Annotated in this window: 10 protein-coding genes; 4 read left to right on the top strand and 6 right to left on the bottom strand. The window is 68.2% G+C overall.

What is annotated here, in order from left to right; genetic code table 11:
* The first annotated feature begins 13 nt into the window (after nucleotides 1–13).
* Complete coding sequence (locus BMY22_RS13530) at nucleotides 14–1,354, top strand: hemolysin family protein (RefSeq protein ID WP_090622850.1); 1,341 nt, start codon at nucleotides 14–16, stop codon at nucleotides 1,352–1,354.
* A 44-nt stretch (nucleotides 1,355–1,398) separates the two neighbouring features.
* On the opposite strand, the gene BMY22_RS13525 is transcribed toward BMY22_RS13530, so the two are convergent.
* The 6 genes from BMY22_RS13525 to BMY22_RS13500 form a co-directional block, all read right to left on the bottom strand.
* The gene (locus BMY22_RS13525) at nucleotides 1,399–2,361 is read right to left on the bottom strand and encodes a peptidoglycan DD-metalloendopeptidase family protein (RefSeq protein ID WP_090622848.1); all 963 of its coding nucleotides are present in this window, start codon (nucleotides 2,359–2,361) and stop codon (nucleotides 1,399–1,401) included.
* 130 nt (nucleotides 2,362–2,491) lie between these two features.
* A complete protein-coding gene (gene phoU / locus BMY22_RS13520) occupies nucleotides 2,492–3,235 on the bottom strand; it encodes a phosphate signaling complex protein PhoU (RefSeq protein ID WP_090622845.1) in 744 nt (247 codons plus the stop codon).
* A gap of 85 nt (nucleotides 3,236–3,320) precedes the next feature.
* Nucleotides 3,321–4,154, bottom strand: coding sequence for a phosphate ABC transporter ATP-binding protein PstB (gene pstB / locus BMY22_RS13515; protein WP_090622842.1), 834 nt, complete (start codon nucleotides 4,152–4,154; stop codon nucleotides 3,321–3,323).
* 83 nt (nucleotides 4,155–4,237) lie between these two features.
* Nucleotides 4,238–5,908 carry a phosphate ABC transporter permease PstA gene (pstA, locus tag BMY22_RS13510; RefSeq protein WP_090622841.1) on the bottom strand — a complete coding sequence of 557 codons (1,671 nt, stop codon included), beginning with the start codon at nucleotides 5,906–5,908 and terminating at the stop codon, nucleotides 4,238–4,240.
* Nucleotides 5,909–5,930: 22 nt separating this feature from the next.
* Nucleotides 5,931–8,216 carry an ABC transporter permease subunit gene (locus BMY22_RS13505; protein WP_090622838.1) on the bottom strand — a complete coding sequence of 762 codons (2,286 nt, stop codon included), beginning with the start codon at nucleotides 8,214–8,216 and terminating at the stop codon, nucleotides 5,931–5,933.
* A gap of 240 nt (nucleotides 8,217–8,456) precedes the next feature.
* Nucleotides 8,457–9,425, bottom strand: a complete 969-nt coding sequence (locus BMY22_RS13500; protein ID WP_090622837.1) for a phosphate ABC transporter substrate-binding protein PstS family protein — start codon at nucleotides 9,423–9,425, stop codon at nucleotides 8,457–8,459.
* A 269-nt stretch (nucleotides 9,426–9,694) separates the two neighbouring features.
* Here BMY22_RS13500 and BMY22_RS13495 point away from each other — a divergent pair, with 269 nt between their 5' ends.
* The 3 genes from BMY22_RS13495 (at nucleotide 9,695) to BMY22_RS13485 (ending at nucleotide 11,931) form a co-directional block, all read left to right on the top strand.
* Nucleotides 9,695–10,093 carry an acyl-CoA thioesterase gene (locus BMY22_RS13495; RefSeq protein WP_090622836.1) on the top strand — a complete coding sequence of 133 codons (399 nt, stop codon included), beginning with the start codon at nucleotides 9,695–9,697 and terminating at the stop codon, nucleotides 10,091–10,093.
* A gap of 76 nt (nucleotides 10,094–10,169) precedes the next feature.
* Nucleotides 10,170–11,081, top strand: coding sequence for a D-hexose-6-phosphate mutarotase (locus tag BMY22_RS13490; RefSeq protein ID WP_090622835.1), 912 nt, complete (start codon nucleotides 10,170–10,172; stop codon nucleotides 11,079–11,081).
* Between the two features lie 85 nt (nucleotides 11,082–11,166).
* On the top strand, nucleotides 11,167–11,931 hold the full coding sequence (locus BMY22_RS13485; RefSeq protein ID WP_090622833.1) for a class I SAM-dependent methyltransferase: 765 nt from the start codon (nucleotides 11,167–11,169) through the stop codon (nucleotides 11,929–11,931).
* The last annotated feature ends 7 nt before the right edge of the window (nucleotides 11,932–11,938 follow it).

Below are 11,938 nucleotides of genomic sequence, written 5' to 3'. Positions count from 1 at the left end.
TTACAAAGACTTCATGGACCCCTCTCCCAGTTCCGACTTCGCCTACCTCGCCGACCTCGGCCTCATTCTCTTCGCCCTGTTCCTGGTCCTGCTGAACGGCTTCTTCGTCGCCGCCGAATTCGCCATGGTCAAGCTGCGCGCCACCCGCGTCGAACTGATCGCCGGCCAGAATGGCTGGAGCGGGCAGATCCTGCGCCGCGTGCACAGCCAACTGGACGCCTACCTCTCGGCCTGCCAGTTGGGCATCACCCTCGCCTCGCTGGGCCTCGGCTGGGTCGGCGAGCCGGCCTTCGCCCACCTGCTCGAGCCGCTCATGGTCAAGCTCGGCATCGACACGCCGGCGCTGGTCCACGGGGTGTCCTTCTTCAGCGCCTTCTTCGTCATCTCCTACCTGCACATCGTGGTCGGCGAGCTGGCCCCCAAGTCCTGGGCGATCCGCCAGCCGGAGCGGCTGTCGCTGTGGACCGCGGTGCCGCTGTACCTGTTCTACTGGCTGATGTACCCGGCGATCTGGCTGCTCAACGCCAGCGCCAACACCATCCTGCGCATCGCCGGCCAGGGCGGCGCGGGTGCCCACCACGAGCACCAGTACAGCCTCGACGAGCTGAAGCTGATCCTGCACTCCAGCCGCGCCCATGACCCCAGCGACCAGGACATGCGCGTGCTCGCCTCGGCGGTGGAGATGGGCGAGCTGGAGGTGGTCGACTGGGCCAACTCCCGCGAGGACCTGATCTACCTGGAGCGCAGCGCGCCGCTCGACGAGGTCATGAGCACCTTCCGCCGGCACAAGTACAGCCGCTACCCGGTGTATGACGAACGCGCCGGGCGCTTCGTCGGCGTGCTGCACATCAAGGATCTCCTGATGCACCTGTCCCTGCTGGAGATGCTGCCCTCGGCGCTGAAGCTCGACGAACTGATGCGTCCGATCGAGCGGGTCGACCGGCACATGCCGCTGACCGAACTGCTCGAGCGCTTCCGCCACGGCGGCTCGCACTTCGCCCTGGTCGAGGAGTCCGACGGCAAGGTGGTCGGCTACCTGACCATGGAGGACGTGCTGGAGGCGCTGGTCGGCGACATCCAGGACGAGCACCGCAAGGCCGAGCGCGGCATCGTCGCCTACCAGCCGGGCAAGCTGCTGGTACGCGGCGACACCCCGCTGTTCAAGGTCGAGCGTCTGCTGCAGATCAGCCTGCCGGCGGACATCGAGGCCGACACCCTGTCCGGGCTGATCCACGAGACCCTCAAGCGCCTGCCGGAAGAGGACGAGGTGCTGGAAGCCCAGGGCCTGCGGATCATCGTCAAGAAGATGAAGGGGCCCAGGGTCGTTCTGGCCAAGGTGCTGAAGCTGAGCTGAGGAACGTGCCGGGCCGGAAGCGCGCCGGCCCGGCGGAGGGAAACTCAGTCGCCGCCGACCGCGAAATTCGGCAGGGCGTCGACCGGCTGGTTGAACTGGAAGGGAATCGACTCCACCGCCAGACCGACGTTGCGCTGCACCACGAAGTGCAGGTGCGGTCCGGTGCTGCGCCCGGTGTTGCCGGAGTTGGCGATCGGCGTGCCGACCTGGACCCGCTGTCCCTCGCTGACCCGTACCGAACCTTCCTGCAGGTGCAGATAGACGCCCATGGTGCCGTCGTCGTGGAGAATGCGCACCTGATTGCCGCCCGGATTGGGGCTGCGCCCGCGCTGATCGTTCTCGGTCTGCACCACCACCCCGGCGCGGGCGGCGACGATCGGCGTCCCCACCGGCATCGAGATGTCCACGGCATGGCGCCCCTTGGGAGTGTAATGACTGTACTGGCCGTTGGCGCCCTGGGTCAGGCGGAACGGGCCGCCGCGCCAGGGCAGCGGATAACGGTGCGGCAACGGCCGCAGGCGCGGATCGCCGAAGGCATGGCGCAGCTTGGGGGTATAGCGCAGCGGCTTGTCCGGATCGCGCGGCGCCAGGGTGGCCAGACGGATCTGGCTGCGCGGCGGGACGACCCAGCGAATCGGCTCGTCCGGCGCACCGCTGACGTTGCCGAGCCCGTCCAGGCTCAGCTCGACTTCCACCGGGGCGAACGTGTCGTTCTGCACCCTCAGGGTATGGCCGCCGGCATGCTTGAGGGTATCCAGGCGCACCCGGTCGTCCGGCGCATCGCTGCGCGCGGCCGGCATCGGCAGCCGTTCCGGGCGCGGCGACACCGACTGCAGGCCGCGAAAACCGCGGCCGGGCTGGATGACGTGGACAACCCGCGCCCCGGGGCGGGCCTGGTCGCCGTAGCTGACCATGCCGTTGGCGTCGACGTGTTTGTAGATGGTTACGGCCGACACCGGCGCGGCCAGAGCGAAGAGGGTGGCAAAAAGTAGCGGGCGGCCCAGCATCGATGCATGACTCAACAATAGTGGACGAAACGCGAAGACTAACAGCGCCGCACGCTTATCGCGAGACGGTGAGGTCAAGCCTGTGATGAAGACGGCGCCCGAATCGACGAGCGGCAGCCCCTCCCCGACTTCAGTTCTGGGCCGGCGTTTCGTTGTCGCCGGCCTCGCCCGCCGGCTTCTGGCGTGCCAGTCCGGTATGCCGCACATCGGTACCGTGCACCAGGTAGATCACCAGTTCGGCGATGTTGCGTGCATGATCGCCGATCCGCTCCAGCGAGCGCAGCGCCCAGATCACGTTGAGCACGCGGGAGATCGAGCGCGGGTCCTCCATCATGTAGGTGACCAGTTCGCGCAGGGCGCTCTTGTACTCGCGGTCGACGGTCTTGTCGTATTGCGCCACCGACAGCGCCAGGTCGGCATCGAAGCGGGCGAAGGCATCCAGCGCCTCCTGGACCATCTTGCGCACCTGCTCGCCGATGTGGCGGACCTCCACGTAGCCGCGCGGCGACTCGCCCTCCTCGCTGAGCAGGATGGCGCGCTTGGCGATCTTGGTGGCCTCGTCGCCGATCCGCTCGAGGTCGATCACCGATTTGGAGATGCTGATGATCAGCCGCAGGTCGGAGGCGGCCGGCTGGCGGCGGGCGAGGATGCGGATGCACTCCTCGTCGATGCTGCGCTCCATCTGGTTGGTCTGGGTGTCGATCTCGCGCACCTGCATGGCAAGTCCCGAGTCGGCATCGATCAGGGCGGTGACCGCATCGTTGACCTGCTTCTCGACCAGGCCGCCCATCGCCAGAAGGTGGCTGCGTACCTCCTCCAGCTCGGCGTTGAACTGCTGGGAGATATGCAGGGAAAGATTGTCTTTGTCGATCATGGTTCACTCCGCGCAAAGGCTGAAGGGGTCGAGCCGATTAACGTTGTCTCCGGACGGCAGGCCGCTGGCGACCTCCGGTCGGCCGCTAGCCGTAGCGGCCGGTGATGTAGTCCTCGGTCTGCTTCTGCGCCGGGTTGGTGAACAGGGTGTCGGTGTCGCCGTACTCGATCAGCTTGCCCATGTACATGAACGCGGTGTAGTCGGACACCCGCGCGGCCTGCTGCATGTTGTGGGTGACGATGACGATGGTGTACTTGGACTTCAGCTCGAAGATCAGTTCCTCGACCTTGAGGGTGGAGATCGGGTCGAGCGCCGAGCAGGGCTCGTCGAGCAGCAGCACCTCGGGCTCCACGGCGATGGTGCGGGCGATCACCAGACGCTGCTGCTGGCCGCCGGAGAGGCCGAGGGCCGAGTCGTGCAGGCGGTCCTTGACCTCGTCCCACAGCGCCGCGCCCTTCAGCGCCCACTCCACCGCGTCGTCGAGCGTGCGCTTCTTGTTGATGCCCTGGATGCGCAGGCCGTAGACCACGTTCTCGTAGATGCTCTTGGGGAACGGGTTGGGCTTCTGGAACACCATGCCGACCCGCCGGCGCAGCTCGGCGACGTCCACCCCCTTGCGGTAGATGTTCTGCCCGTCGAGGTTGATCGCACCCTCCACCCGGCAGCCGTCGACCAGGTCGTTCATCCGGTTGAAGCAGCGCAGCAGGGTCGACTTGCCGCAGCCGCTCGGGCCGATGAAGGCGGTCACGCGATGCTTCGGAATGTTCATCCGGACATCGTGGAGCGCCTGCTTGCTGCCATAGAACAGGCTGAGGCCGGGCACCTCGAGGGTCACCGGCTCGCTGGCCAGGTTGAAGGCCTGCTTCTTGCGGCCGAGGGCGTCGAGGTCGATGCCGTGGCTGGGGGATTCGTGTCGCATGACTCACTCCGTTCAAGCTGGGAACCCGGAGCCGGCCGCCGGAAACCCCTCGCGGGCCCGAGCCGCCGGCTCCCGGCCGGTGTTTAGTGGTCCAGCGCCTTGTACTTCTCGCGCAGGTGGTTGCGGATGAACACCGCACTCAGGTTGAGCAGGGCGATCACCAGCACCAGCAGCAGCGCGGTGGCGTACACCAGCGGGCGGGCCGCCTCGACGTTGGGGCTCTGGAAGCCGACGTCGTAGATATGGAAGCCCAGGTGCATGATCTTCTGGTCGAGGTGCAGGTACGGGTAGTTGCCGTCCAACGGCAGCGAGGGCGCCAGCTTGACCACGCCGACCAGCATCAGCGGCGCCACTTCGCCGGCGGCGCGGGCCACGGCGAGGATCATGCCGGTCATCATCGCCGGACTGGCCATCGGCAGCACGACCTTCCAGAGGGTCTCGGCCTTGGTCGCGCCGAGCGCCAGCGAGCCTTCGCGCAGGGCGCGCGGGATGCGCGCCAGGCCTTCCTCGGTGGCGACGATCACCACCGGCACGGCGAGAATCGCCAGGGTCAGCGAGGCCCACAGCAGGCCCGGGGTGCCGAAGGTCGGCGCCGGCAGGGCCTCGGCGAAGAACAACTGGTCGATCGAGCCGCCCAGCACGTAGACGAAGAAGCCCAAGCCGAACACGCCGTAGACGATCGCCGGCACCCCGGCCAGGTTGTTCACCGCGATGCGGATCATCCGGGTCAGCGGGCCCTGCTTGGCATACTCGCGCAGGTAGATCGCCGCCAGCACGCCGAACGGGGTGACCAGCAGCGCCATGATCAGGGTCATCATCACGGTGCCGAAGATCGCCGGGAAGATCCCGCCCTCGGTGTTGGCCTCGCGCGGTTCGTCGCTGACGAACTCCCAGAGTTTGGCGAAGTAGAAGCCGAACTTGTCGAAGGTCCCCATGGCGTTCGGCCGGTAGGCCCGCACCACCTTGCCCAGGCTGATCTCCTCCTCGCGACCGTCGACCGTGCGCACCAGGATGCCGTCGCGGTTGAATGCCTGCCGCAGACTGACCAGCTGGGTTTCCAGCTGCTGGTATTCGGCGTCCCACTGGGCGCGCTCGGCAGCCAGGTCGGCCTGGGCAGCGGCATCCAGCTCGCCGTCGAGTTCCAGCCCGCGCTCCTTGAGGCGCAGCCGCTCGAGGGCGTGGTTGATGCGACCGATGTCCTTCTTCTCCAGACGGGCCAGTTGCTCGTGCAGCTCGGCGACCCGCTCGATGCGCGGCTGCAGCTCGGCCCAGGCGGCCTCGCCTTCGGCGACCAGCTGGCCGCTCTCCTTGACGCCCAGCAGGTAGCCGTAGAAGTTGCCCCACTCGCGGCGCTCGAGCGCCACCAGGTTCGCCGGCTTGCGCAGGTTATCCAGCCACTCGCCGACCACCCAGCTGAAGTCGGCGCCATACAGCTCGCGGTTGCCGACCTTGAGCAACTCGCGGGTCATGAACTCGCCGCCCGAGACGCTCACCGGCAGGCCGCTGGCGGCCAGTTGCGCGCGCGGCACCTCCTCGGCCTCCACCAGCTCGCCGGCGAGCACCTGGGCCGGCTGGCCGGGGATGCGGTAGTCGCCTTCCAGCACGTCGGCCGGCCAGAAGTGGCCGAGGCCACGCACGGCGATCAGCGTCAGCAGGCCGATGGTCATGATCACCGCGATGGACACCCCGCCCCCGGTGAACCACACCCAGGGCGAGCCGCTCTTGAACCAGGTCTTCAGATTTTGCTGTTTCACGGTCTTCTACCTTTCTCGGCGCTCAGAGCGACGCATATTTCTTGCGCAGGCGGGTGCGGATCAGCTCGGCGGCGGTGTTCATCACGAAGGTGAACATCAGCAGCACCAGCGCGGAGAGGAACAGCACGCGGTAGTGGCTGCTGCCGACCTCCGACTCGGGCATCTCCACCGCCACGTTGGCCGCCAGGGTGCGCAGGCCCTCGAAGACGTTGACGTCCATGATCGGCGTGTTGCCGGTGGCCATCAGCACGATCATGGTTTCGCCGACGGCGCGGCCGAGGCCGATCATCAGCGCCGAGAAGATCCCCGGACTGGCGGTGAGGATGACCACCCGGGTCAGGGTCTGCCAGGGCGTCGCGCCGAGCGCCAGGGAGCCCAGAGTGAGACTCTTCGGCACGCTGAACACGGCGTCCTCGGCGATCGAGAAGATGTTCGGGATCACCGCGAAGCCCATCGCCAGGCCGACCACCAGGGCATTGCGCTGGTCGAACTTGATGCCCAGGTCGTTGGTCAGCCAGAGGCGCATGTCGCCGCCGAAGAACCAGTTCTCCAGGTGGCCGCTCATGCCCAGGGCGAAGGCGCCGACGACGAGGATCACCGGGATCAGCAGGGCCGCCTCCCAGCCGTCCGGCACCCGCAGGCGGATGCGCTCCGGCAGGCGGCTCCAGCCGTAGGCGGCGGCGAGAATGCCCAGCGGGGTCAGCAGCAGCAGGCTGAAGATCCCCGGCAGGTGGGACTCCACGTAGGGGGCGAGGAACAGCCCGGCGAAGAAGCCGAGGATCACCGTGGGCAGCGCCTCCATCAGCTCGATCACCGGCTTGACCTTGGTGCGCATCGCCGGGGCCATGAAGTAGGCGGTATAGATCGCCGCGCAGATGGCCATCGGCGCGGCCAGCAGCATGGCGTAGAAGGCCGCCTTGAGGGTGCCGAAGGTCAGCGGCGCAAGGCTCAGCTTGGGCTCGAAGTCGGTGTTGGCGGAAGTCGATTGCCAGACGTACTGGGGTTCGTCATAGCTCTCGTACCAGACCTTGCCCCACAGGGCGCTCCAGGAGACTTCCGGGTGCGGGTTGTCCAGCGCGAAGCTCTGCAGCCGGCCGGCGGACTCCAGCAGCAGTTGGTCGGCACGCGGCGACAGGGCGGCCAGCGCACCGGCGCCGGCGACCGGCTCGACGAGCAGGGTGCGGTGCGCGGTGCTGTGGAACACGCCCAGGTTGCCGGCGGCATCCAGGGCGAGGAAGCCCTTGCGGCGCTCTTCCGGGAGGATCTGGACGATCGGGCTGCCGGCCAGCTGAAAGCCGCGGACGTGCTTCAGCTCGGGGCCGGTTTCGCCGCGCGCCATGAACCACTGCTCGATGCCGCCCTTGGAGTCGCCGACCATCAGCGAGAGACCGCCGAGCAGGGCCGTCACCTCGGTCACTTCCGCCTGGGGATCGGCGAGCAGCTTGTAGCGGCCGTTCAGCTCCTGCCGGCGCAGATCGAACACATCGGCGGTGGAGCGCCCGTTGATCACGTACAGCCAGAGCTGGCGCGGGTCGATCAGCAGCGCCTTGACCGGCTCGGCGAGCTGCGGCAACTCCAGGCGCCGCTCGCTCAGGGTGACCTCGCCGGTCATCAGGTTCTCCTCGCGGCTCAGCTCCAGGGCCAGGACCTGATTGCCGGTCGAAGCGGCCAGCAGCAGCCCGTCGCTGCCGACGTTCATCGCCACCTGGTGCAGCGGGCGGCCCTGCGGGTCGAGCGGGATCGGCGTCTCGCCGAACGGGTAGTCGATGCGCGGGGTGACGGTCTTCACGTTGCCCGGGTAGGTCACCTGATAGGAATGGCCGAACACCAGCGCCTGGCCGTTGGAGAACCCCAGCACCAGACGGTTGCTGCCGGGCAGGTCCCGGCCCAGGGAGACGATCTCGGCTCCCGCGGGAATCGGCAGCGCGACCTGGCCGAGCAGCCTCTCGCCGGCCGCCTCGAAGAACCGCACCTGGCCGCGGGCGTCCAGGCGCATGGCGACCTCGTTCTGTTCCTCGACCGCCAGCAGCAGCGCCTGGCCCTGCTCGGCCAGCCAGGCCGGCCGCTGCGGCTCGCCCTGCGCGCTCAGCTCGGCACCCTGGAACATCGGCAGGACCACCTGGATCAGATAGAAGAAGATCAGGGTGATGGCGCCCAGCACGGCCAGACCGCCCACCGTGACATACCAGCGCGCCAGGCGGTCCTGCAGGGCACGCCGGCGGCGCTTGCGCTGCAGGGCGGGAGTGTTGAAGTCCAGCCGCGGCGTCGGGGGAGCGGCGGTCGTGAGGTCTTTGGCCATGTCGGTCATCGTTCGGGCTCGGTTGCATGGGCGTTCGGCGGGCCGTCGCTGAGCGGCTGCACCGGCCTTGCGACCCGGCCTTCGCTCGCCGCTGTTTGGCGACCCCCGGCCGGGGGCACTCTAATCGCCATCTATGACAGAAAGATTACAGCGCGGTGACGTGCCAATGCCCATCACCCCCTGAGGAGTGACGGGCATGGCGCTCCCGCCTCCAATCCCCGGCGTCCGTGCCGGGCGGAAAGCCCCGGATTAGAGGCCGAGCTCCTTCAGGGTCTTGTCCACGACCCGCTTGGGCAACGGAATGTAACCGTCCTTGACCACCACTTCCTGGCCCTGCTTGGACAGGACCAGCTTGACGAACTGCGCCTCCAGCGGGCTCAGCGGCTTGTTCGGCGCCTTGTTCACGTAGACGTAGAAGAAACGCGCCAGCGGGAACTTGCCGGACAGGGCGTTGACCTCGTTGGCCTCGAAGGGCTCGCCGCCCTTCTTGGACAGCGGCACGGCGCGCACGCTGGAGGTCTTGTAGCCGATGCCGGAGTAGCCGATGGCGTTCAGGCTGCTGGACACCGACTGCACCACCGAGGCGGAACCCGGCTGCTCGTTGACGTTGGCCTTGAAGTCGCCCTTGCAGAGCGCTTCCTCCTTGAAGTAGCCGTAGGTGCCGGACACCGAGTTGCGGCCGAACAGCTGGATCGGCTTGGCCGCCCACTCGCCGGTCAGGCCCAGGTCGCCCCAGGTCTTGAGGTCCTTGGCGCCGCCGCACAGGCGGGTGCTGGAGAAGATCGCGTCGACCTGGGCGATGTCCAGGGACTTGATCGGGTTGTCCTTGTGCACGAACACCGCCAGGGCGTCGATGGCCACCGGCACGGCGGTCGGCTTGTAGCCGTGCTTGGCTTCGAAGGCCTGCAGTTCGTTGTCCTTCATCATGCGGCTCATCGGACCGAGGTTGGCGGTGCCCTCGGTCAGGGCCGGCGGCGCGGTGGAGGAACCGGCGGCCTGGATCTGGATGTTGACGTTCGGATACTGGCGCTTGAACTCTTCGCCCCACAGGGTCATGAGGTTGGCCAGGGAGTCGGAGCCGACGCTGGACAGGTTGCCGGAGACGCCCGAGGTCTTCTCATAGACCGGCAGGGCCGGATCGACGGCGGCAATCGCGCTCGCGGTCACCACACCAGCGGCGACGAAAGTCATGGACGCCATCAAACGCTTCAATTTCATGCCTTGCTCCCAAGCAGGACGGTATTGGTTCGGATCGCGGGCCAGTATCGGCAGGACCCGTGACCACTCTATGAACGAAACATGACAGCTTTGTGACCTTAGATGATCCGAGGGAACTTTTCCCGCATGGCCCGATACCGCGCGAAATGGGTGCCGAAAACCGCCCCCTTGACATTTCCGAACCGGCCACGCTCGCCTGCTGCCCGCCCTTCCCGTTATAATCGGGGCCTCATTCCTGCCGCCCGACAAGCGCCCGACGAACCTATCCCATGAACGAACTCGAACAGGATGACCCGGTTCCCCAGGGCGATCTGGCCCTGCAGATCACCGCGCTGCCCCGCGACGCCAACGGCTTCGGCGACATCTACGGCGGCTGGCTGGTCGCCCAGATGGACCTGGCCGGCACCGCCACGGCCAGCCGGCTGGCCGGCGGACGGGTGGCCACGGTGGCGATCGACCGCATGGCCTTCATGGTGCCGGTGGCGGTCGGCGCCCAGCTCTCCTTCTATACCAAGCTCCTGCAGCAGGGTCGCAGCTCGATCCAGATGCTCGTCGAGGTGTGGAGCGACGACCCGCTGTCCAGCGAATGGCGCAAGGTGACCGAGGCGATGTTCGTCTTCGTCGCCATCGACGGCGGCGGCCGTACCCGCGCGGTACCGCGCCGCTAGAGGCCCCCCTTCCGCGTGATGGAGCTTTTCCGCCGCGCGCGATCTAATGGGCCATCTGCATCGAGAGGACCCTGCCATGAACCACGCCGCCACACTCCCCCAGGTCGAACGGGTCGAGATGGACGAACTGCCCTGCTGGCGGATCAGAACCGCCTCGGCCGAACTGCTGGTCGCCGAACAGGGCGCCCAGATTCTCAGCTACCAGCGCGACGGCGAACCGCCGCTGATCTGGCTCAGCGAACAGGCGGAATTTCGCCGCGGCCAGTCGGTGCGCGGCGGCGTGCCGGTGTGCTGGCCCTGGTTCGGCGACCTGGCGCGCAACCCGGCCGGCGTGCGCGCCATGCGCGAGGGCGAGGGCCCGGCACCGGCCCACGGAGAGGTACGCGGCCGCGACTGGCAGCTGCTGGACATCGCCAAGGAGAACGGCGCGGTGACCCTGGCCTTCAGCCTGCTGCAGCCCAGCAGCGGACTGCCCGACTGGCCCCACGCGCTCGACCTGACCCTGGCCATCCGCCTCGACGAACGCCTCGACCTGCGCCTGACCACCCACAACCGCGGCAGCTACCGGGTCGCCCTGAGCCAGGCGCTGCACACCTACCTGGCGGTCAGCGACATCCGCGAGGCGAGCATCGAGGGCCTCGACGGCCTGCGCTACATCGAAACCCTGGAGGGCTGGGACGAGCGCCAGCAGAGCGGCATCCTGCACTTTGCCGGCGAGACCGACCGCATCTACCTGGACACCCCGCCGCGGCTCGACCTGGTCGACCCCGGCTGGAAGCGGCGGATCTGCCTCGAAGCCAGCGGCTCGCACTCGGCGATCGTCTGGAACCCCTGGATCGACAAGGCCGCGCGCCTCTCGCAGTTCGCCGACGACGCCTGGCAGCGCATGCTCTGCATCGAGACGGCCAACGTGCTGGACGACGCCGTGGAGCTCGCCCCCGACCAGTCCGCCATCCTGGCCCTGTGCCTGTGGAGCGAGCCGCTGTAGCGGCCGGCGCGAACCGAACGGGCGGATGCCGGAGACGCCCGCCCTCTGCTAAGGTCGGGGCGTTTCCGCCGCCGAGCGCTCCGCCATGACCGAACCCCGCCCGTTCAAGGACCATTTCTCCACAGCCGCCGCCGGCTATGCGGCACATCGCCCGAGCTATCCCGCCGCGCTGATCGACTACCTGGCCGACCTCGCGCCGGCCACCGCCTGCGCTCTGGACTGCGGCTGCGGTACCGGGCAGCTCTCGGGGCCGCTGGCCGGGCGCTTCGCCCGCGTGCTGGCGACCGATGCCAGCGCGGCGCAGATCGCCAATGCCGAGCCGCATCCGGGCGTGGACTACCGCGTGGCGCTCGCCGAGGACAGCGGCCTGCCGCCGGCCAGCGTCGACCTGATCACCGTCGCCCAGGCCGCCCACTGGCTCGATCTCGAACGCTTCTATGCCGAAGTGCGCCGGGTCGCCCGCCCCGGAGCGGCGCTGGCGCTGATCAGCTACGGCGTGCTGCAGGTGGAAGGCCCGCCGACGCCGCTCGTCGAGCACTTCTATTACCGGGTGCTCGGCCCCTGGTGGCCGGCCGAGCGGCGTCATGTCGAGGAGGGCTACCGGAGCCTCCCCTTCCCCTTCGCGGAGCGTCAGGCGCCCGCCCTGGCGATCGAGGTGCAGTGGGGCCTGGCCGAGCTGCTCGGCTACCTCGATACCTGGTCCGCCGTGCGTGAACTGGAAAAGGCCCAGGGCCGCGCGCCCGTGGAGCGCTTTGCCGCCGAGCTGGCCGCGGCCTGGGGCGATCCGGCAGCGCGCCGCACGGTCCGCTGGCCGCTGGCGCTGCGCGTCGGCCAGGTCGACGCCCCCTGATCCGGCG

The sequence above is a fragment of the Azotobacter beijerinckii genome, from assembly GCF_900110885.1.
In the GTDB taxonomy this organism is placed as follows: domain Bacteria; phylum Pseudomonadota; class Gammaproteobacteria; order Pseudomonadales; family Pseudomonadaceae; genus Azotobacter; species Azotobacter beijerinckii.
The sequence above is the reverse complement of the archived record's forward strand: the minus strand, read 5'-3'. Positions and strand labels throughout refer to the sequence as shown.